Consider the following 21,358-nt stretch of genomic DNA (forward strand, 5'->3'; position numbering starts at 1 on the left):
ATGCATAAAAAAAGGGGCCGGCCGCATGCCGGCCCCAATAAACGCAGCCACCGCCGACAGGGAGGGGGAGGTCGGTGATGACTGCGCATGCCATCCGGGGCTGCTGGGCGCGCCCCGGATGGATCAGAGGGTTAGAAGCTGCCGCGCAGACGAACGCCCCAGGTACGCGGCGGTTCGTAGTTCGACAGATAGACCGGGCTCAGACCGTTGGTCGGACCCGACACGCTCGAGCTGGTGCGGATGCGATGGTCGGTCAGGTTCTGGACGAAAGCCTCGACCATGTATTTGCCGCCGGGCATGGTGTAGGACAGGCCCATGTCGATCTTGGCGAAAGCCTTCTGCTCGTCAAAGCTGGTGCCCAGCAGACCCTTGCCCGCCTGATTGCCGGCAGCATAGCGGCTGGCAACGTCGCCGTTGAAGTAGGTCAGCCAGCTGCGGGTCTCATAGTGCAGGGTGAAGCGGGGCGTCAGCTTGCCGCCATTGTCCATCACCACGTCATGCTCATAGGTCGCCGTGGCCGAGAAACGCGGCGCGTGCGGCAGTTCGTTGCCCTTGAGGTTTTCGTAATTGGCCGGATCGTTGGTGTAGATACGGTTGTCGACGGTGATCAGGTCGTCCAGCTTGGTCTTCTGCACCGTGGCCGCCAGGTTCAGGCGGTCGTTGCGGGTGATGTTGGCCGACAGTTCAGCTTCGAAACCATAGGACTTGGCGCCCTTGGCGTTGGTGGTGACGATCGAGCTGTTGATGATGTTGCCGGCAGCGTCACGGTTGGTGATCGCCTGGTTGACCTGATAGCCGGTGAACTTGCTGTAATAGGCAGCAAGGTTCAGCGTGGCGCGGCCACCGAAGAAGCGCGACTTCGAGCCGATTTCATAGTTGGTCAGCGTCTCGGGGCCGGCCAGCAGGCCGCCGTCCTCGATGTTGCCCGACTTGAAGCCGGTGCTCACGCTCGCATAGGCCAGCGTGCTGTTGGTCACCTGAGCGTCGGCGCGGGCCAGCCAGGTCACCTTGTTCCACGAACCATGCGTATCGTTGGGCGAGATGCTCCACAGATTGCCGTACTGCGCGGTCGGTGCGTTGAGCTGGTTGACCAGATCCTGCGCATTGCCGACACCGTTCAGGTCGAGGCCGAAGATGCCCGGAAGCTGCGTGGCGGCCTGAGCGCAGGCAGCAGCCTGAGCAGCGGGCAGACCCGCGGGGCAGCCACCGTTGTAGGTCACGTTGCGACCGCCGATGTCCTTCTTCTGGTCATGCGTGAAGCGCAGACCGCCGGTGAAGTTGATCTTGTCGGTGGCGTGCCAGATGGCCTGACCGAAAGCGGCAGCCGAATCGATCTCGCGGTCGGCCTGGATGAACGAACCGGCCCAGTTGAAGGTGCCGTTGCGGTAACCATTGCGCTGATCGATGTCGAAGCGGATCTTGTTGACTTCGTGGCTGTAGTAGCCGCCCAGAATCCAGTCGATCACGTTCTTGCCGGTCGACTTGAGCTGAACTTCATGGCTCCAGAAGTCATAGCGCGAAAAGGCCGTGCGGTTCTCGCCGAAGGCATCGACAGGCGCCGTCGCGCTGGTGGCCGGGAAGGCACCGGCATCGGCGTCCGAATCCGCCGTACCGCCCACGCGCGACCAGCCCGCGATGTAGGTCAGGCCGATGTGATCGGTCAGGTCATAGCCCATGTTCGAGCGGATGCCGACCGAGTAGCGATCGGTCTGGGGCGCGGTGTCGATCTGGGCCGACCAGAAATCCGTGCCGGGGCGCGGGGTCTGCAGCAGCGACAGGATCGGCGAACCATCGTCCTTGTAGTATTCAGCCGAGACGTCCCAGTGGAACTTGGGCAGTTCCCAGCGGGCGCTCAGGCGGGCCGACTTCTGGTCGCCGGCGTAATAGCGCTTGCCGCTGGTGACATAGGCCGAGGGGTTGATGCCCGGCACGTTGGGAGCGGGCTGATAGGCGATGTAGCCGTCATGACGGTCGCTGATGAAGGCCGCGCGCACCGCGAAATTGTCGGTGACGGGGATGTTCAGCATGCCGCGGATGCCAAAGCGGTTGTAGGCGCCGCCCACCACTTCGACTTCGGCTGCCAGCTTGTCGAACTTGGGCTTGGCGGTGACGAGGCTGACCGCGCCGACGGTGGCGTTGCGGCCGAACAGCGTGCCCTGCGGACCGCGCAGCACTTCGACGCGCTCCATGTCGTACATCAGGGCCGATGCGCCCTGGGCGCGCGGGCTGTAGATGCCGTCGACATAGATGGCGACTTCGGGGTCGGCCACTTCGGTGTAGGCGCTGTCGTTACCGATGCCGCGCATGGTCAGCAGGATGGCGCCCTGGTCGCCCTGCTGGGCGAAGTGAAGGCTGGGCACATACTGCGCAAGGCCCGTGACGTCCTTGACCTGCTGCTTGTTGAGCAGGTCCTGACCGAAGGCCGAGATGGCGATCGGGGTCTTGGACAGGCTGGTTTCGCGCTTGGTGGCGGTCACCACGATTTCGGCGACCTGGCTGCCGTCATTGGCGCTCTGGGTTGCCGGTGCAGAAGTCGCTGAGGCAGTTTGGGCGTGCAGCGCGGGCGTGAAAGCCACAACAGCCGCAAGCGCCGTGCTTGCGGCAAGCATATGCCGAACCATCGTATCATCTCCCTGTATCATGCCAGTTGGCATGTCTGGGGGCGATCTGTCCGGATTTGACATCGATGTCAACATCGCCCCATGCGTTTCCGACATCGATGTCAAAAATTCATCTTGGAGCGATGCAAAGATGCCACATCGCTTGCGCCGCGCTGCAAAGCGCCTAATCTGGCGGCAGGGGATGCGGACAAGGCATCGGCCTTGCCCCCTGAATGCTTAAAGAAAGGCTGCGGGTCGAACACGTGATCGTTACCATCAAGGATGTGGCCCAGCGCGCGGGCGTCTCGCCCAAAACCGTCTCGCGCGTGCTCAACAATGAGACGCATGTGCGCCCGCAATTGCGCGAAACCGTCATGCGGGTGATCGAGGAGCTGAACTACAAGCCGAACATGTTCGCGCGCGGATTGTCGAGCGCGCGCTCCTATCTGATCGGCCTGTTTATCTACGATCCCTATTGGTCGGGCTATGCGACGGACATTCAGCTCGGCGCGCTGCGCCGCTGCCGCGAGCTGGGCTATCACCTTGTGATCGAACCGATCGACCCCTTCGTGGAGGGCGCCGCGCAGCAGGTCGTCGAAAGCGTGGCCGGGCTGCGACTCGACGGGGTGATCCTGCCGCCGCCGCTCTGCACCTTCGAACCGCTGCTCAGCCGGATCGAGGAAATGGGCATGCCCTATGTGCGGATCTCGCCGGGGCAGGACATGGACCGCTCGGCGCTGGTGGAGATCGACGAATTTGCCGCCGCCCATGACATGACCCGCCATCTGATCGGGCTGGGCCACCGCGACATCGGCTTTGTCGAGGGCATTCCCACCCACGCCGCCGCCGCCCGCCGCTATGCCGGTTTCGAGGCGGCGATGGCCGAGGCGGGCCTCACCGTGAACCGCGACTGGGTGCTGCCCGGCCTGTTCACCTTCCAGAGCGGCTTTGCCGCCACCGACGAGCTGCTCTCACGCAAGGCCGCCCTCCCCACCGCCCTGTTCTGCGCCAATGACGATATGGCGCTGGGCGCGGTCTCGGCCGCGCGCAAGCATGGGCTGGAGGCCCCCGCCGACCTCTCGATCGTCGGCTTCGACGATGCGCCCGCCGCGCGCTTCTCATGGCCGCCGATCACCACCATGCGCCAGCCGGTCAGCGATATGGTGGCCAGCGCGGTGGACATGCTGGTCGATCCCAAATATCGCCGCGATGCCGGGAAAGATGGGCGTAAGCCTGCCGCGCGCCTCGAACTGCCCTTCGCGCTGGTGCAGCGCCAGAGTGCCGCCGCCCCGTGATTGAGGCCGAGGCAGCGCCCCAACCCCGCAAGCTGGGCTTCCTGCTGGCCTTTGCTCTGGCCTATGCCGGGGGTGTGCTCAGCTATATGCCGCTGCTCGGCTTCCTGCTGCCCGAGCGGATCGAGGCCATGGCGCATCAGGGACGGATCGAGGCGCTCTCCACCGTGCTGGTGGCGGGCGCGGTGGTGGCCAGCCTGTCGAACATCGTGGCCGGCTGGCTGAGCGACCGCAGCTTTGCCGCCGGGCGCAGCCGGCGCGGCTGGATCGGCATCGGGCTGGTGGCCACGGCGCTGGCTTATGGCTGGGTGTGGCGCGCGCATGGCGCGACCGAGCTGCTGCTGGCGGTCTGCGCGGTGCAGGCGGCGATCAATGTGGTGCTGGCCCCGCTGCTGGCGATGCTGGCCGATGAGGTGCCCGATGCGCAAAAGGGCCTCGCCAGTGGGCTGACCACCGTGGCCCAGCCGCTCTCGATGGGGCTGAGCGCGGCGCTGGTGGCGCTCGAACAGCGCAGCGAGGCGCTAGCCTATCTGGCGCTGACGCTGCTGATCGTGGGCATGGTGCTGCCGCTGCTGGCGACACGGGCGCGGCTGCTGCCCCCGGCGCCGGAAGCCGACCGTGCCGCGCGGCAACCGCTGCAGCAGCAGATCTGGCTGTGGATCGCGCGCTTTCTGCCGCAGACGGCGATGAACGTCCTCTCCTACTACCTCATCTATTATTTCGAGGATGTGAGCCACGGCATGCCTGCCTCCGCGCTGGTGGAGCAGGTCAGCATTCTGAGCGCCATCGCCACCACGCTGGCCGTGCCGCTGGCGGTGTGGGCGGGGCACTGGGCGCGCCAGCAGGCACGCCGCCGCCTGCTGGCGCAAATCTCGGTGCTGGCCTCCGCGGCCGGTCTGCTGGTGATGCGGCTGACGGATGGCTGGCAGGGTGCGGCGCTGGGCTATGGCCTGTTCGCGGTGGGCACCCATGTGTTTCTGGCGCTGCATGCCGCGCTGCTGGTGCAGGCCCTGCCCTCGCCGCGCCATCGCGGGCGCGACATGGGGCTGCAGAATCTGGCCAACACCGTGCCCTCGCTGGTCGGCCCGGCGCTGGCGGTGTCTCTGGCGAGCGGGGGGCATTTCGGCCTGCTGCTCAGCGTGCTGGCGCCGATGGTGACGCTCAGCGCGCTGTCGCTGGGGCTGGCGAAAGTTTGATTGAACATCCGGCTTCGCCGGATGTTGCGGCACCGGCCCACTCCCCCGGCCCGGCCACCCACAGCATATCACCGATGGATGGCCGGGCCGGGGAAGCGGGCCGGCGCCGCCCCTTATCTCAAACCAGAGCGTTGCGCTTGATGACTTCGCGATACCACGCCGCGCTCAGCTTGGGGGTGCGCTTCTGGGTGGCGAAATCGACGTAATGGATGCCGAAACGCTTGGTGTAGCCGTCAGCCCATTCGAAATTGTCCATCAGGCTCCACAGGAAATAGCCCTTGAGCGGGAAGCCCTCATTGGCCGCGCGGCGGAACTGGCCCAGATAGTTGCGCAGATACATGACGCGATCCACGTCATCGACGCGCCCCTCATGCACCGGATCATCCGCCGAGGCGCCGTTCTCCGAAATGTAGACCGCCTTGGGCTTCCACAGTTCGCTGACCTGACGCACGCTCCAATAGGCGACCTCGGGCCCCACCACCAGCCACGGCGAGGCCATGCGCGGCGAGGAGGCGATATGCGGGATCACCTCGTAACCCTTGGCGTTGTCCGCCGCGCGCGCCCATTCCGGCGCATAGACATTGATCGCCAGAAAATCGATCGGGCTGCCGATGGCCGCCATATCGCCCGCCTGCACCTTGGGGGCGTCGGCACCGGTCTCGGCCAGATAGGAGTCGATGTAGCGCCCCTCCATGATCGCGGTGAGGAACATGGCGTTGCGGTCACGCGTGGCGCGCTTGGCGGCCTCGATATGCTCGGGGGTTTCGATGGCGGGCACATGGAAAACGGTGTTGTCGGCCAGACCCACCTGCACATCCTTGGGCGCATGCGCCCGCACCGCCTGCACGCCCAGACCGTGAGCCAGAATGCCATGGTGGCGCACCTGATTGACCAGCTTGGGCGGCAGCTTCAGCCCCGGCGCATGGATGCCGTCCTGATGGCCCAGATCGGTGAAGCAGCGCAGCTCATTGACCGTCATGAAGTTCTTCACGCGGTCGCCCAGCGCCTTGGCCATCACGGCGGCGTAATCGGCATAGGCATGGACGGTGTCGCGGTTCTGCCAGCCGCCCGGCAGCGCCTGAGGCAGATCCCAGTGGAACAGCGTGACGTAAGGCGTGATGCCAGCCGCCAGCAGCGCATCGACCACCTTGTTGTAGTAATCCAGCCCGCGCTGGTTGATCTGCCCCTTCCCCTCCGGAAAGATGCGCGACCAGGCGATCGACATGCGATAGGTCGAAACGCCCAGATTTTTCAGCAGCGCGATATCCTCGCCAAAGCGGTGATAGCTGTCGCAGGCCACATCGCCCGTCGAGCCATCGGCGATCTTGCCGGGGGTGTGGCTGAAGGTGTCCCAGATGCTGGGGCCGCGCCCGTCTTCCTTCACCGCGCCCTCGACCTGATAGCTGGCGGTGGCGCAGCCCCAGCGGAAGCCCTCGGGGAAGGCCTGGGGTGCGGCGGCAGCGAAAGCGGCAGTGCCATCCAGCGTCAGGCCGGCCGCGCCCGCGACGCCAAGCGCGCGGGCCATGTCCCGGCGGGACAGCAGGGTGGAAGGGAAGGTCATAAATGGCATCCTCTGTCTGTTTTCCATCACTCGGGGCGATGGCTCCGCGAAATTGACATCGATGTCAAGGTTAGATTGCAGGCCTCGATAACGGGCAGGGCGTTCCCCATTCCGGCACCAGCCGAGCCGCCCGCCCGCATCAGGGTCAGCTTCCGTTCAGGCCCGCAACCTATACACGCGCGTATGGATAGGAGACCCCTGATGCGCGGCATGATCTTTGCCATCCCGCTGTCGCTGGCCCTGTGGGTTGCGCTGTTCATGGGCCTGCACGAGGTCCTGCCCGCGCAGGATCGCCACGCCATCAAGGCCGAGGCGCGGCAGATGCTCTCCGCCACACGCCACGATCTGCGCGAGACCCTAAGCCCCGATCATCAGGCTTAAAATGGTTTGGACGCCGATGCGGCACCGGCCCGCTCCCCCGGCCCGGCCACCCATCGTGGTATGCTGTGGGTGGCTGGGCCGGGGGAGCGGGCCGGTGCCGTTCTGACAATGGGCGACAGCCCATTGTCCAAGCCAATCAATACGGCGGGCGGTCCAGCCCCTTGGGGCTCTTGGTGAAGATCTCGCAGCCGGTTTCGGTGATGCCGATCGAATGCTCGAACTGCGCCGAAAGCGAGCGGTCGCGCGTCACCGCCGTCCAGCCATCATCAAGGATCTTCACATCCGGCTTGCCCAGATTGATCATCGGCTCGATGGTGAAGATCATGCCGGGCTTCAGCTCGGGGCCGGTGCCCGCGCGGCCGTAATGCAGCACATCGGGCGAGTCATGATAGACCAGCCCCACGCCATGCCCGACGAAATCGCGCACCACGCCGTAACGGTGCTTTTCGGCATGGCTCTGGATCGCGTGGCCGATGTCGCCCAGCCGGTTACCGGGTTTGGCCTTCTCGATGCCGCGCATCATGCATTCATAGGTCACATCGACCAGCCGCCGGGCCTTGAGCGGCACGTCACCCACCAGAAACATCCGGCTGGTGTCGCCATGCCAGCCATCGACCAGCGAGGTGAGGTCGATGTTGAGCACATCGCCATCCTTCAACACCTTGTCGCCGGGGATGCCATGGCACACCACCTGATTGATCGAGATGCAGCTCGCATGGGCATAGCCCTTGTAGCCGATGTTGGCGGCCACCCCGCCCTCGGCCTCGATGGCGAGGCGGGCGAAATCGTCGAGTTCCTGCGTGGTGACGCCGGGGCGCACCTGCTCGGTCAGCAGGTCGAGCACCCGCGCGGTCATCTGCCCGGCGCGGCGCATCCCCTCGAACCCCTCGGGGCCATAGAGCTTGATGGCATTGGTGCGCCCCTTCACATCCTGAGGGGTGACGGCGATATACTGGGTCATGGGCAGGTCCGGCATGCAGAAAGATCGGATGCGATCTAGGAGCGACGCCCCCGATTGGCAAGCAGCGGCCCCAAAGAGCCGCCCTATTCGCATTCCTGCGCCGTGTTCAGCACGCCGCTCAGCGCATCCAGCGCCATCTGGGCCGCCCTCGCCTGAGCCACACCACGATAGCGCATGTAATAGGCGGTCAGTTCGGCACGCGCCGCCTGCACATCCGCCGTGCTGACCCCGCGCCGGGGCGGCAGGGTCGCCTTGGCCTGATGCTTGGCAAAGCCCAGCCGCGCCTTATCGAGGCTGGTGTTGTACATGCGATAGGCGGCAAAGCGGATCGTGCCATCGCATTGCGGCCACCCCTTGTTGAGCTTGCCATCCAGCGCATCGAGCGCGGGCAGCGGCGGCAGGGTGATCGGGCAATCGCTGTTGAAGACGAAACTGTCGGGCGTCGCACCGAAGGCCGTCTGCGTCGCCCCCAGCAACGCGGGATGGCTGACGATGGCGGCACAGGGGATGGCCCGGGCATTCACCCTGCCATCATCGGCCAGCGCCGGCCCCAGCACATTGAGCACGGCGGCAAGGTTCCCCGGCGCGGCCAGCACATCCTCGACGCGCTTGACGTCCTGGCTCATCACGCTGCGGTAAAAGCTCTTGTCCTCGCTGGTCAGCAGATCGGTGACCATGGGGCGCAGCACGGTAAGGATGCGCTGGCGCTTGGCCGCCAGCCGGGGCGTGGCCCAATCGGTGCTTTCCGGCTCGCTCGACCAGAGCGCGATGGCTTCGGCCAAAGGCGCAAAGCCGGGGTCGAGCCGCCGGATCACCGGCAGGGCCAGATCGGGCGCGCGGGTGACCGCGCCCACGGCCAGTTCCTCATTGCGCTGGTCATAGGCGCCCTCGAGGCATTGCGCGATGCTCTGCTGCCCCGAGCGGCCCGAGGGCTTCGCGCAATCCTGCATCGCCTTCACCGCGCGGCGCTGGGTCTCCAACTGGTTCGCGGGGCCGGAGCCAAAGGCGCTGACCTTGTTCACCGCATAGAGCGCCGCCATCAACCGATCAGCGGCAGAAAGCGAAGGGCTGGCGCAAATGGTGCTCTCCACCACGCCCTGCCCGGCGGTGCAGGCAAAGCTGGGCCCCTGCTGTGGGGCCTGAGCCTGCGCCGGTATGGCCACAGCCAGAGAGAAAAGCGCCATCAGGCACAGGCGGATCATGGTCATGCCCGCCATCCTACCGCCTCCACCCCTGCCCGCAAGCGATCAACCCTGACGTTTCAGCTTCGCGCGCAGATCGGCCTCGCTGACGATCACGATGGGCTTGCCCGCCGCGCGCAGGGCATTGGCCTTGCGGTAAGGCTCGCTGGTTTCGGCCCAGCGCCCGTAAGGCTGCTTGGTGGCCACCACCAGCATATTGGTCGTCGAGCCCACCGAGGCCACGATCCGCCCGCCCGCCGCCGCCAGATGCTGCGCCAGAGCGCCATCGCGCGGCTCGCCCAGAATGGCGATGCGCTGGCCCTTGAGCGGCCCGTCCAGCGCGGGCGCGGGCGGCTGGGCGCGCTTGCGGTCGGGCTTGGCCATCCAGCCTTTGAGGTCAATGCCGGTATGCTCGATGGCTTTCACGATCACCATGCCCGCCGCGCGCGCATCGCTCAGCGCATCGTGGTGGTGATGCTCGATGCCCAGAAACGCCGCCAACCGGTTGAGCTTGTGGTTTTCAAGCTGAGGCCAAGCATGCTTGGCCACGCGCACGCTGTCGAGCCAGTCGGTGGCGATCTCGGCGCGCTCGCTCACCCGGCAGGCGGCGGCCAGAGCGCCCTTGTCGAACCAGCTATGCGCCACGGTGACGCGCCCGCGCAGATGGGCGTCGATCTGCGCATGGATCTCGCCGAAATGCGGCTGCCCGGCGACATGGTGCGGGGTGATGCCGTGAATGCCGATGTTGAAGGCGGAAAACTCGTCACGCGGATCGACCAGCGTTTCCCAGGCAAAGACCTCCTGCCCGCCCCGGAAGCCGACGATGCCGATCTGGCAGATGCTGCTCACCCGCGAGCAGGCGGTTTCCACATCGACGACAACAAAATCGGGTTCGGCAAGATTCGCGCTGCTCATCGCCGCGCCATAGCAAGCCGCGCGCCCGGATCGAAGAGCTTAAGCGGATCGCCGCTTAATGGATAAAGATCTTGGTCGCGACAAATTCCAAAACCCATCCCAGCAGGCCGAACATCAGCAGAATGGCGGGAAAGCACAGCACCGAAGGCAGCGGCGTCTTGGAAAACTTCTCGATCCTGGAACGTCCAATCATCGCATCACCCGTGTCTTGCGACCAGCCGCTGTCTACCCCCCGGCAGGCAGCGCTGGTCTCCCCCTGTTTTCGGGGGTTTGGGAATGATACCACAGTTGCTGGCGGCCCATAATCGCTTCTATGGATAGCAATGTATCGAAATTGGAAATAGGCGCGGGCGATCCGGGCCAAATGGCCTATCGCTTTTGGCGCGCAACACGGCACAACAGGCCGCCAGACAAGCCATAGGACCACCATGATGAGAAAGCTCCGCCCGCATCACGCTCTTGCCATGGTCGCCCTGCTGGGTGCCATGACGCCCCTCGCCGCCGCGGCGCAGACCCGCGCCGTGCCCAGCGCCGGCGTCGCCAAGGACATCCCCGAAGCGCAGGAACTGCCCGACCCCAAGGCGACCTATAAAATCGTCTTCGACGTGCAGACCATGGCCGACAAGCCCGAGGCGATCAGCCCCGCGCTTGCAGCCATCGGCGGGCTGATCAACACCTACACGCATTATGGCGTGCCGCTCAGCCATCTGCAGATGACGGCGGTGTTCCATGGCAAGACCATCGCGCTGGTCACCCGCGATCCGGTCTATCAACAGCGGCTGAACGCCGCGACCAACCCCAATGCGCCGCTGCTCAGGGAGCTGATTGCGGCGGGCGTGCATATGGTCACCTGCGGGCAATCGGCGCTGGCGCAGCATTACACCCCCGCCGATTACCTGCCCGGCGTGCAGACCAATCTGTCCGCCACCGTCACCTTCCTGAACTTGCAGACGAAGGGCTATGTGAAGATCAGCGAGTAAGGATGGGGGCGCGCACCGGCGCCCCCTACCCCATCAGAAATCCACCGTGACCGAGGCGCGCACCGTGCGGGCCAGACCCACATAGAGCGTCGAGCCGCCCGTCGCCAAATAGCGCTTGTTGGTCACATTGTCGGCATTGACGCGGAAGGTCATCGCCTGACGCCCGCCCAGCGGCATGCGATAGCTGGTGCCAAGCCCAAGCAGCGCATAGGCGGGCAGCACGCCCTGATCGAGCACATCGGTGTAGCGCTTGCCGGTGTAATAGACCCCCGCATTCAGCCCCAGACCGGGCACCACGGCCGGATGATACTCGGCAAAGGCCGAGCCCGACCAGCGCGGCGTGCTGTCGATGAACTTGCCGTCCTGCGCGGCAATGCCCGTCTGCCGCTGGATCGCGGTGAGATATTGGCCCGAGAGCACCACCGACAGCTCGCGCGTCAGATTGCCCTGCACCGAGGCCTCGATACCCTTGTTCACCTGCCGCCCGTTGACCAGATAGGTGTTGGTGGCCAGATCGGTGTAGGTCAGCCCCCGGTTGATATGGAACCACGCCAAGGACAGCAGCGCGCCCTGAAACTCCCAGCGCGTGCCCAGCTCGATCTGGGTGCTCTTGATCGGGGCCAGCACATCGCCCGCATTGACGGTGCCGTCGGGCGCCGTGCCCGCGCTTTCCAGACCCTCGATGTAGGTGAAGTACAGGCTGGTCTTTTTGGTGGGGCGCAGCACCAGACCACCCGTCGGCGTCCAGGTGCGGACCGAGTAATTCGCCGTCGCCGTGCGCGTGGCATAATCGACATAGCGCACGCCGCCGATCACCAGCACCTTCTCGCCGATATGCGCCAGATCCAGCGCATAGAGGCCGGTGTCGATGTTGGTCGAACCGGTGGTGGTGCGCAATGTGGTCGGCGTCAGGCTGGTCAGCGCGACGGTGACGGGGCTGTAGAGATTCTGGTTATAGGAGGCATAGCTCTGCGTATGCTGGTCCTCCTGCACCTGCCGGTTGCGGGCATAGCCGAAGAGGATCTCGTGGCTGATGCCGAAGGTCTCGACCTTGCCCGAGATCTCCGTGCGCCAGTAGAGATTGGAATATTCCTGATCCCCGACGAAGGTCGGCGCGACCGTGCCCGCGCCGGTGGTCAGGTTGAATTTGGCGATGTTGGCGATCATCCGCGCGCGCTGCGTGTTGGCGTAACCGGCCTCGGCGCGGATCGACCAGTCGTCCGACAGCGCATAGTCGGCGCGGCCCAGCGCATTGGTCACCAGCGTGCGATAGGGCGCATCGGTCGGGGCATAGCGGTTATGCGGGCTCGGCACATCAGGCAGCGTGATCTTGCCGTTCACCGCCGTGGGCAGGGTGATGCCGCCCGGCTCATCGGTGGCGCGGCGGTAATGCTCGACATCCAGTTTCAGCGAGAGGCGGTCGGTCACCTTGGCATCGAAGGCGCCGCTCACGACATAGCGCGAGCCATTGACGCCATCGATCGGCGTCTCGACATGCGCGCCATAGGCGTTGATCCGCGCGCCGAACTGCTTTTCCGACCCGAACTGGCGGCCGATGTCCACGCCCGCCCCGGCGCTGCCCTCGATATCGCCGTTCATATAAAGGCTGGTGACCGGCTGGGCCCCCGCCCGCTTGGTCACCACATTGACGATGCCCGAGGGCGTGCTGATCCCGTAATAGAGCGCCGAAACGCCCTTCAGCAGCTCCACGCGCTGCTTGTTCTCCAGCGGGATCGGCCCGAGGTTGATGATCTGCAGCGCGCCATTGAGGCGATAATTGGTGCGCGCCTGCATCAGCACACCGCGCGAGAGGAAGTTGTTGGTGGTCGTCGGGCTGGTCGACTGCTGGGTGACGCCGGGCGTGTTGCGCAGCGCATCGTCGAGCCCGATGGCGCCCTGATCGTCGAGCAGCGAGCGCGTCATCACCGCGATGCTGGCGGGCGTATCCATGATCGACTGGTTGCGGAAGGCGCCGACCTGCACGACCTCGGCGCGGAAGGGCGCCTCATGCTTGCCGGTCACGACGATCTGGTCATCCAGACTGCGCTCGACCCGTGAATCGTCGCTGGTGGACTGCGGATCGCCCAAGGGCGCGGCGGGAGCGACAGAAACGGCGGCAGCCGCGGCGGCGAGAAGAAGCATGGATGGACCCCCAATGTCGGCTGTTCCGACGTTTCAGGGGCGCCCTATCTTTGTTGCGATTGATTTGCAACAGCATCGATGTATTCGATTTATGGCGCGAACACCGCGCTGCCCGGCCCCGCCTGCGCCAGTTGCGCCCGCAGATCGGCCAGCGCCCGGCCCGAAACGCTGGGCCGGGGTGACGCCGCCTGCCCCTCACGCAAGCGCCGCCGGTCCGCCTCGGAAGGGTTGACCACCCTGATCCGCACCGGCGCCACCCCGGTCTGATGCACGCCCAGCAGCCGCGCCGCCCCGCGCGACAGGTCGATCAGCCGCCCATTGCGGGTGAAAGGCCCGCGATCGTTGACCCGCACCACGATCACCCGCCCGGTCTCGAGCGCGGTCACCTCGACATAGCTGGGCAGCGGCAGGGTGGTGTGCGCGGCGCTGATGCCGTCGGGGCGGAAACGCTCGCCATTGGCGGTCTGCGATCCCGATTCGGGGCCATACCAACTGGCATAACCCAGCCGGTCATAGGCGGGATCGGCGGCGGGCACATAGGTCGCGCCGCGCACCACATAGGGCCGCCCGACGCGCACCGGCACATCGCTGACCGCGCGGTAATGCACGCCCCCGCCGCAGGCCGAGAGCAGCAGGGCACCCAGCAGGGCGGCGGCGGATCTGGCGCGAGGCAGCGGCGCGCTGGTGTGATATCCCATCATGTCCGTGCCTTACCGCTCTGCGGCGAAGCATGCCATGGGGTGAGATAAGTGCGGAGCGCCTTTTGCGACGACCGGTGTGTCAGGCGTGCGCGCCCCGCCCGCGATGCGCGGCAATGCAGCTTGTCACGCTCAGCACCACCAGCAGGAAGGCCGCGCTTTCCAGCATGGTGGGCAGACGATGCTCCCACATAAAGCCGTAAAGCAGCGCGAAAAGCGTCTCGAACAGGATCATCTGCCCCACCAGCGTCAGCGGCAGCAGCCGGCTCATGCGGTTCCACAACGCATTGCCCATGATCGAGGCGATCACCGCCACCCCGACCGACACCGCCCCCAGCCGCCACCATTCACCGGCACTGTGGCGCAGGGGTTCAAACAGCAGGCTCACCGGGATCAGCAGCAGGGCCTGGGCGCCGGTGACCATGCCGGTCAGCAGGCTCCAGTCATGCGCCGAAATATGGTCGAGCCGCGCGAGACAGCGGCTGTTGCCCACCGCATAGGCCGTCCACGACACCAGCGCGCCAATCGCACAGAGCAGCCCGGTGAGCCGCGCGCCGCCCGCCGCGCTCACCCCGCCCAGCGCCTGCGCGCCGATGCACAGCGCCCCGCAGCCGCACAGCAGCAGCGAGGGCATCAGGCGCCGCAGCGGCACCGCGCCGGTGTCGCGGCTGCCGATGATCGTCACCGCCACGGGCAGAAAGCCGATCACCAGCGAGGTCGTCGCGATGCCGCCCTGCTGGATAGCCATCGACAGCAGCACATAATACAGCGTGTTGCCCGCCAGCGAGAGCCAGAGCAGCGACAGCCACTCGGCAGGCCGCACCGCCCCCACCACCGATCGCCAGCGCGGCGCGATCAGCAGCACGGCGATCACCCCATAGGCCAGATAGCGCCCGATCGCGAGTTGCAGCGGGGTGAAACTGCGCACCAGTTCGGGCGCGAGGAACACCAGCCCCCACAGCGCGCCCGCGCCCATGCCGCAGGCGATGCCCAGATGGGTCCGGTTCGGCCCGGAAGAGGTTGTGGCCGAGGTGGCGGGGGCGGTGGTCACAATGCTGTCCCTTGATGAGGCCTTACAGGCGCTTTCCTGACGGGGCCGTATCGGCCCTGCGGGATATATCATCGGCATGGCGAGATTTGCGCTCTTGATTACCGGGCAAAATGCAACAAAAACTCGTTTATGTCCCCCATTCCCCCCAGCAAGCGGCGCGACCTCGACCGTTTCGACCGCGCGATCCTGCAGATCCTGCAGCGCGACAACCGCACTCCCCAGCGCACCATCGCCGAGGCGGTCAACCTTTCGACCGCCGCCGTGCAGCGCCGGATCGCCGCCATGGAAAGCTCCGGGGTGATCGCCGCCAATGTCGCCATCGTCGACACGCGCGCGGTGGGGATGACCATCACCTCCATCGTCGAGGTGACGCTGGTCAGCGAGCGGCTGGAGATGGTGGACGCGGCCAAGGCGCTGTTCCAGCAGGCGCCCGAGGTGCAGCAATGCTATTACGTCACCGGCGGCATCAGCTTCGTGCTGGTGATCGTCGCGCCCGACATGATCGCCTATGAGGCGACGACCCGGCGGCTCTTCGCGCAGAACGAGGCGGTGGCCAGTTACCGCTCGCTGATCGCGCTGGACCGGGTGAAGATGGGCGCGCAGATCGACATTGCCGCCTTGCCATGACCCGGCCCCTGCCTCACCTTTAACGCCTCCCCCCTCGACCCAAAGTCGCAGCGACTTTGCCCTTCCCGCGCTTCATCCTGCGGCAGGCATCCGTGAAAGGTTCCGTGTCATGATCAAGGTCACTGTGCTCTACCCCGCCACCGATGGCGCCCGCTTCGACCACGCCTATTACCGCGACAGCCATTTGCCGATGATCCAGGCGCGGCTGGGCGCGGCCTGTCTGGGTTACGAGATCGACGAGGGGATCGCCGGGGACGCTCCGGGCAACGCCGCGCCCTTTGTCGCGCTGTGCCATATCTTCAGCGACTCGCTGGAGAGTTTTCAGGCCGCTTTCGCCCCGCATGCCGAGGAGATCGTTGGCGATGTGGCCCATTACACCAGCATCGCGCCGGTGATGCAGTTCAGCAAGGTGGTGGTGCGCTGACAGGGCCGATCCTCCGATGGCGCTGATCATCGTCGCCGGGGCCAGCGGCCAGCATGCCGCCGTGGTGCATGAGGCCGCCGTGCTCTCGGGGCTGGAGGTGCTCGGCTTTGCCACGCTGGGGGATGAGGCGCCCCCCTTCAACACCCCATGGCTCGGCAGGTTGGAGGCCATCGCGGCGGCTGGAATCGCGCAGGGCCATCGCTTCCATATCGCCTGCGGGGCCAATGCGCTGCGCCGCACATGGAGCGAGGCGCTGCTGGCGCAGGGCGCCATGCTGCAAAGCGTGGTGCATCCCGCCGCGCTTGTCTCGCCCAGCGCGCGCATCGGGGATGGCTGCACGGTGTTGGCAGGCGCCATTCTGGGGACGCGGGCGGTGCTGGGGCGCGGCGTGATCCTCAATCACGCCTGCAGTGTCGACCATGACGGGCAGGTCGGGGACTATGCCAACATCTGCCCCGGCGCGCGTTTCGGCGGCGCGGTGCGGGCCGGTGCTGAGGTGTTCGTCGGGATGAACGCCACGGTGCTGCAAGGGCTGGCGCTGGGCGACAAGGCCGTGATCGGCGCGGGAGCGGTGGTGACGCGCGATGTGCCGGGCGGGGTAACGGTGGTGGGTGTGCCCGCCCGCCCGATGGAACGCCGGCCCGGCTGACGTCAGGCCGCCTGCCCTTCCTGCCAGATCACATAGGCCTCGCTCCGGGCGATATCGCGCATATGGGTGAAGGTGATCAGACCGTCCTCGGTCACGATGTCGAACAGCCAGTGGTCGTCGCGCGGCTGCTGCATCACATGAGCGATGGCCTGCCCCAGCGTGGGTTCCCGCGACAGCGTATCGGCCCCGGTTGCGGGTCACCCACCTTCATGAAAAGCACGGGACTGTCGAAACTGCGCGAAGCCATATATCGTTCTGCCTCTATGGCCCCCGTTACCAAAGCCATCGCCCCTTGTTGTGATGACACCTTGTTGCGATGACAGGCATCCGGCCCGCGGCATCAGCCGCCGGCACGAGAACCAGCACCCTGCGCTCTATCCCCGGATCTTGCCGCTATCCGCGAAAGTTGCGGTAATGCCGCAAGGCGGCATCCTCACCAAGACCGATTGAAAAGGCCTGTCCCAGACCCTTGCCGCGAACACCAGCGCATCGGCCCGAAAGGCCAGATGCCGCACCATGATACATAGTCACAGTCGAATGGAAATTCGACACTCTGGGAATTTTTCGATCAGGCATGAGAGCCTCCCCATGTCTTTTTCAAACGCCCGTGATTCATATTGGTTTCATGGCGATAGTCCATGTTTTTCGAAAAGAGTCCGAAGTGGATCGTTCCGCGCTGCGACCGCCCTGCAACAGCACCCCCCGCAGATCCCCCCTGAACCTACGGAAAAACCACGAGGATCAAACCTCTCGGCCCAAAGAGCCCCTCACGAACCGCCCCGCCCTCCGCGCCGATCAGATGGACAAATTTGCGACGGACCGATAGGCATTCCCTCCCCCGGCACCCGCCTCCTCCCATCCCGGACCCCATGTCATGATGCTCAAATGTCTGGCGAGCCTCGCCGCCTGCACGCTGATCGCCTCCATTTCGGCAACACCTGCCCTGTCCGCCAACCCCGGTCCGGCGCCGCAAGGCGCGCTGCCGCTGCTGGTCGGCACCTACACCGGCGGGCAGAGCAAGGGCATCTATCTCTATCGCTTCGATCCGCGCACCGGCCATATCAGCACCACGCCGGCGCAGATCACCCCGGCCGAGAACCCCTCATGGCTGACCGTCTCGGCCGACGGGCGCTTCCTCTATGCCGTCAATGAGAACGGGCCGGGGCAGCGCGACCCCATCGGCCGCGTCTCGGCCTGGCGGCTGGACAAGGCCAGCGGGCGCCTGACCTTCCTCAACAGCACCCCATCGCTGGGCGACGAGCCCACCCATGCCAGCCTGAGCAAGGATGGCCGCACCCTCTTCGTGGCCAATTATTCGGGCGCCACCGATCCGGGCGGCACGCTGGCGGTGCTGCCCATCGCGCCCGATGGCAGGCTGCGCCCCGTCACCCAGATCAAGACCCACCGCGCCAGCCTCGTCAATGCCGAGCGGCAGGCCGGGCCGCATGTCCATTCGGCGGTGTCCTCGCCCGATGGGCGCACGCTCTTCGCGCAGGATCTGGGGGCCGACCGGATCTATGCCTATCGCTATGACCCCACCCATCCCGAAGCGCCGCTGACGGCGGTGAAGGAGCAGCCCTGGCTCGACCTGCCGCCGGGCTCGGGGCCGCGTCATCTGGTGTTTGGGCCCGATGGGCGCCATGCCTATCTGACGCTGGAGATGACCGGCGCCGTCGCGCTGCTCGATTATGCCGATGGGCGGCTGAGCCTGCGTCAGGTGCTGCCGCTGGCGCCTGCCGGTTTCACCGGGCAGCAGGGCGGCGGCGGGCTGCATCTCTCCCCCGATGGGCGCTTCCTCACCGTGGTCAATCGCGGCACCGACAATCATCTGGTGAGCTTTGCCGTCTCGCCGCAGGATGGCTCGCTCAAGCAGGTCGACCGCCGCTCGGTCGAGGGGACGCAGCCGCGTGAGTTCACCTTCTCGCCTGACGGGCGCTTCGTGCTGGTCGCCAATCAGACCAGCCATGGGGTGAAGGTGTTCCGCCGCGACACGGCAAGCGGGGTGATCGGCGAGCTGGTGCAGACGCTGCCTGTCGATGCCCCCTCGGCACTCATTATCCTGAAATAACAAAAAGGGGCGTCACCATCTTTCAGGTGACGCCCGGCAGTGTGGTCGTTTTGGACATCCGGACAGGCCGGATGTGCGGCGCCGGCCCTCTCCCCCGCCCGGCCACCCACAGCATACCCCGATGGGCAGCCGGGCGGGGGAGAAGGCCGGTGCCGCGCGGACAATGCGCATCAGCGCATTGTCCGCACAGTTTCGATCAGAACTTCACGCCGGCACGGATGCCATAGGTGCGCGGGTCGGAGACCTGAAGCGTACCATTGGCGCCGCCGCCCACGGCGGTGACCAGCAGCGTGTTCTCCAGATTCTTGACGAAGCCCTGCACGTAATAGCGCTTTTCGGGCGCATTGTAGGTGAGGGTCGCCTCGGTCTGGGTGTAGGAGGGCTGGTTGAACTGGCCATAGATGGTCAGCGCAATCATCTTGTAGCTGCTGGAATAGCGCGAGCGCACGCCCGCCACCAGCTCGCCGCCATTGGCCATCGGGAAGGTGTGGGTGACACCGCCCATCAGCGTGATCGTCGGGCTGCGGTCCAGCTTCAGGCCCTGGAAGTTGAGCGTGGGATAGGTCGCCGCATTGGGCAGGAAGGTGCCGTAGCGCGCATTGAGATAAGACAGCGAGAAATCGATCTTGTCATGCGGGGTGGCGGCGAAATTGGCCTCCGCCTCGATGCCGTCGATCTTGGCCGATGCGGCGTTGGTGGTCTGCGTGCACTGCGTGCCGCCCGCGCAATAGGGGCCGACCTGCGTGAGCTGCAGATTCTTGTAGTCATAGTGGAAGGCCGACAGGTTCAGGCGCAGGCGCCGGTCGAACAGGGCGGTCTTGGTGCCGATTTCATAGGCCGTCAGCGTTTCGGGCTGATAGTAGAGCGTGCTGGCCGGCAGCAGACAGCCGGCGCCCGTGCCCGCTTCGCAACCATCGTTGAAGCCGCCCGCCTTATAGCCGGTCGACACCGTGCCATAGAGCATGGTCGAAGGCGTCACCTCATAGTCGACGCCCACCTTCCAGGTGGTCTTCTGGTAATGACGGTCGGCGATGTTGGGCGTCTTGACGTCGCCGGGCGCCGCGCAGCTCAGATCATAGGCGCAGGTGACGGTGTAGCCGGTGCGCGCCTTCTCATCCGAAGTGTAGCGGATGCCGGCGGTGATGTGCAGGTTCGAGGCGGGCGAATAGGTGGCCTGACCGAAGCCCGCCAGGCTGCTCGACATCACATAGCTCTGCGGGAAGGCGAAGAGATAGCCCGCATCGCCCGGATTGGTGCGCGCGCCATTGACCACGCGGTCGAAGATCTGCAGCGCGATCGAGCCGCGCTCCTTGAAGTAATAGACACCGGCCTGAGCGCGCAGCGGGCCATCGCTGTTGGTCGAGAAGCGCAGCTCCTGGCTGTTCTGCCAGTACCAGCCGTCGAACTGGTTGGGCGCCAGACCATTGGCGTAATAGCTGTAATTGCCCTCGTGGCGCTTGAACTCGCGGTAGGAGCCGACATAGTTCAGGGTGACGAAGCCCAGATCATACTTGAACTCGCCCATCACGCCATAGGTGGCATTGTCGCGGCGCAGATTGGCGGCGCGGTCGAGGCGATAGATGCCGTCAGCCGTGGGCGGGGTCAGGGTGAGCAGCTTGTCGTTGCTGACGCCATTGGCGATGTAGGTCGGGTTGACGGTGTTGGTGGTGTAGTTCGAATAGAAATTGCTGGTCGGCAGCGCATTGGTGCTGATGCCGCCCATATGCGAATAGTCGCCGCGGATCAGCAGCTCGCCCCGGTCGAACTTGAGCAGCGCGGTCATGCGCGCCGAGATGTTGTCCTTGAAGGCCCCAAGGTCGGCGCCCAGATTGGGGCCAGGCTTCAGGAAGCTGTCGCGGTGGTCGTAATTGACGCCGAAACGCAGGCCCAGATTCTCATTGACCGGCGTGTTCAGAACAGCCGTGGTCTGGGTGTTGTTATAATTGCCATAGGACGTATCGACCGAGCCCGAGAACTTGCTCAGATCCGGACGGTTGGTGATGACATTGACCGCGCCCGCCGTGGTGTTGCGGCCATAGAGCGTGCCCTGCGGCCCGCGCAGCACTTCCACGCGGCTGATGTCGAAGAAGCTGACTTCCTGCGCCTGCTGGCGGGCGATATAGACGCCATCGGCCATGAAGGCGGCGCTGGGATCGCCCTTTTCAGTGCCGTCGGCGCTGGTCACGCCGCGAATGGTGATCTGCAGACCGTTGTTGCGGTTGATCATCACGCTGGGGACCTGGTCGCCCAGAGCGGTGGGGTTGGTGATGCCGGCGGTGCGCAGTCCCTCGCCCGACACGGCGGTCAGCGCGATCGGCGTCTTGGAGGCCAGCGTTTCGAAGCGGGTGGCGGTGACGACGATGTCGCCATTCTCGGCCTTGATCGGCTCGGCGGCCTTTTCCTGCGGGGCCGAGCCCGAAGCCGGGGCGGTTTGCGCCGTCGCGGTCTGCGCCAGCATCGAGCCGGCGATCAGCATGGCCGACATCATGCACGGCAGGGACACCCCCAACCGGTGGTTCTTACGCATCATTGTATTCCCCTCTCTTGTTGTCACTTGAGCAAGCGTCCCCGTTCCGGGCGATCATGCGGAATGCCCCGGTGGCTGCCTGCCTTTTTGAAAACGATACCAAAT

19 protein-coding genes are annotated in these 21,358 nt (G+C 65.6%); 8 read left to right on the forward strand and 11 right to left on the reverse strand.

Going from position 1 to position 21,358, the window contains the following annotated elements; translation table 11 throughout:
• Positions 1–131: 131 nt before the first annotated feature.
• Positions 132–2,621, reverse strand: coding sequence for a TonB-dependent receptor (locus ABDW49_RS15940; RefSeq protein ID WP_343613008.1), 2,490 nt, complete (start codon positions 2,619–2,621; stop codon positions 132–134).
• 242 nt (positions 2,622–2,863) lie between these two features.
• On the opposite strand from ABDW49_RS15940, the gene ABDW49_RS15945 reads away from it, so the two are divergent.
• Both ABDW49_RS15945 and ABDW49_RS15950 read left to right on the forward strand, forming a co-directional pair.
• A complete protein-coding gene (locus tag ABDW49_RS15945; RefSeq protein WP_343613010.1) occupies positions 2,864–3,895 on the forward strand; it encodes a LacI family DNA-binding transcriptional regulator in 1,032 nt (343 codons plus the stop codon).
• Positions 3,892–5,088 carry an MFS transporter gene (locus tag ABDW49_RS15950; protein WP_343613012.1) on the forward strand — a complete coding sequence of 399 codons (1,197 nt, stop codon included), beginning with the start codon at positions 3,892–3,894 and terminating at the stop codon, positions 5,086–5,088. The genes ABDW49_RS15945 and ABDW49_RS15950 overlap by 4 nt, the downstream gene beginning before the upstream one ends.
• A 118-nt stretch (positions 5,089–5,206) precedes the next feature.
• Here the strand turns inward: ABDW49_RS15950 and ABDW49_RS15955 are convergent, their stop codons facing one another.
• A complete protein-coding gene (locus tag ABDW49_RS15955) occupies positions 5,207–6,649 on the reverse strand; it encodes a GH1 family beta-glucosidase (RefSeq protein WP_343613014.1) in 1,443 nt (480 codons plus the stop codon).
• A 201-nt stretch (positions 6,650–6,850) separates the two neighbouring features.
• Between ABDW49_RS15955 and ABDW49_RS15960 the strand changes: the two genes are divergently transcribed.
• Positions 6,851–7,030: a hypothetical protein gene (locus ABDW49_RS15960; protein WP_343613016.1), complete on the forward strand. Its 180-nt coding sequence runs from the start codon at positions 6,851–6,853 to the stop codon at positions 7,028–7,030.
• A 136-nt stretch (positions 7,031–7,166) separates the two neighbouring features.
• On the opposite strand, the gene map is transcribed toward ABDW49_RS15960, so the two are convergent.
• The 4 genes from map to ABDW49_RS15980 all read right to left on the reverse strand — a co-directional run bounded on the left by map (position 7,167) and on the right by ABDW49_RS15980 (position 10,280).
• Complete coding sequence (map, locus tag ABDW49_RS15965; RefSeq protein ID WP_343613018.1) at positions 7,167–7,991, reverse strand: type I methionyl aminopeptidase; 825 nt, start codon at positions 7,989–7,991, stop codon at positions 7,167–7,169.
• Between the two features lie 83 nt (positions 7,992–8,074).
• Entirely contained in the window at positions 8,075–9,199 is a 1,125-nt protein-coding gene (locus ABDW49_RS15970; protein WP_343613020.1) for a hypothetical protein, read from the reverse strand.
• 39 nt (positions 9,200–9,238) lie between these two features.
• A complete protein-coding gene (locus ABDW49_RS15975) occupies positions 9,239–10,087 on the reverse strand; it encodes an exonuclease domain-containing protein (RefSeq protein ID WP_343613021.1) in 849 nt (282 codons plus the stop codon).
• 55 nt (positions 10,088–10,142) lie between these two features.
• Positions 10,143–10,280: a hypothetical protein gene (locus ABDW49_RS15980; protein WP_343613022.1), complete on the reverse strand. Its 138-nt coding sequence runs from the start codon at positions 10,278–10,280 to the stop codon at positions 10,143–10,145.
• Positions 10,281–10,515: 235 nt separating this feature from the next.
• Here ABDW49_RS15980 and ABDW49_RS15985 point away from each other — a divergent pair, with 235 nt between their 5' ends.
• Complete coding sequence (locus tag ABDW49_RS15985; protein WP_343613023.1) at positions 10,516–11,067, forward strand: DsrE family protein; 552 nt, start codon at positions 10,516–10,518, stop codon at positions 11,065–11,067.
• A gap of 33 nt (positions 11,068–11,100) precedes the next feature.
• Here ABDW49_RS15985 and ABDW49_RS15990 read toward each other — a convergent pair whose 3' ends face one another.
• The 3 genes from ABDW49_RS15990 to ABDW49_RS16000 form a co-directional block, all read right to left on the reverse strand.
• A complete protein-coding gene (locus ABDW49_RS15990) occupies positions 11,101–13,209 on the reverse strand; it encodes a TonB-dependent siderophore receptor (protein WP_343613024.1) in 2,109 nt (702 codons plus the stop codon).
• 89 nt (positions 13,210–13,298) lie between these two features.
• The gene (locus ABDW49_RS15995; RefSeq protein ID WP_343614327.1) at positions 13,299–13,907 is read right to left on the reverse strand and encodes a septal ring lytic transglycosylase RlpA family protein; all 609 of its coding nucleotides are present in this window, start codon (positions 13,905–13,907) and stop codon (positions 13,299–13,301) included.
• An 82-nt stretch (positions 13,908–13,989) separates the two neighbouring features.
• Positions 13,990–14,958, reverse strand: a complete 969-nt coding sequence (locus ABDW49_RS16000; protein ID WP_343613026.1) for a DMT family transporter — start codon at positions 14,956–14,958, stop codon at positions 13,990–13,992.
• A gap of 129 nt (positions 14,959–15,087) precedes the next feature.
• Between ABDW49_RS16000 and ABDW49_RS16005 the strand changes: the two genes are divergently transcribed.
• The 3 genes from ABDW49_RS16005 to ABDW49_RS16015 all read left to right on the forward strand — a co-directional run bounded on the left by ABDW49_RS16005 (position 15,088) and on the right by ABDW49_RS16015 (position 16,658).
• Positions 15,088–15,585, forward strand: coding sequence for an Lrp/AsnC family transcriptional regulator (locus ABDW49_RS16005; protein ID WP_343613027.1), 498 nt, complete (start codon positions 15,088–15,090; stop codon positions 15,583–15,585).
• A gap of 109 nt (positions 15,586–15,694) precedes the next feature.
• Complete coding sequence (locus ABDW49_RS16010; protein WP_343613029.1) at positions 15,695–16,009, forward strand: EthD family reductase; 315 nt, start codon at positions 15,695–15,697, stop codon at positions 16,007–16,009.
• A 16-nt stretch (positions 16,010–16,025) separates the two neighbouring features.
• Positions 16,026–16,658 (forward strand): NeuD/PglB/VioB family sugar acetyltransferase, encoded by a 633-nt coding sequence (locus tag ABDW49_RS16015; RefSeq protein WP_343613031.1) that lies wholly within the window; start codon positions 16,026–16,028, stop codon positions 16,656–16,658.
• 2 nt (positions 16,659–16,660) lie between these two features.
• Here ABDW49_RS16015 and ABDW49_RS16020 read toward each other — a convergent pair whose 3' ends face one another.
• Positions 16,661–16,795 (reverse strand): hypothetical protein, encoded by a 135-nt coding sequence (locus ABDW49_RS16020; protein ID WP_343613033.1) that lies wholly within the window; start codon positions 16,793–16,795, stop codon positions 16,661–16,663.
• Positions 16,796–17,532: 737 nt separating this feature from the next.
• Between ABDW49_RS16020 and ABDW49_RS16025 the strand changes: the two genes are divergently transcribed.
• Entirely contained in the window at positions 17,533–18,726 is a 1,194-nt protein-coding gene (locus ABDW49_RS16025) for a lactonase family protein (RefSeq protein ID WP_343613035.1), read from the forward strand.
• Between the two features lie 196 nt (positions 18,727–18,922).
• On the opposite strand, the gene ABDW49_RS16030 is transcribed toward ABDW49_RS16025, so the two are convergent.
• Positions 18,923–21,256, reverse strand: coding sequence for a TonB-dependent receptor (locus ABDW49_RS16030; protein WP_343613037.1), 2,334 nt, complete (start codon positions 21,254–21,256; stop codon positions 18,923–18,925).
• Between the last annotated feature and the right edge of the window lie 102 nt (positions 21,257–21,358).

It is taken from the genome of Novosphingobium sp. (genome assembly GCF_039595395.1).
Classification (GTDB): Bacteria; Pseudomonadota; Alphaproteobacteria; order Sphingomonadales; family Sphingomonadaceae; genus Novosphingobium.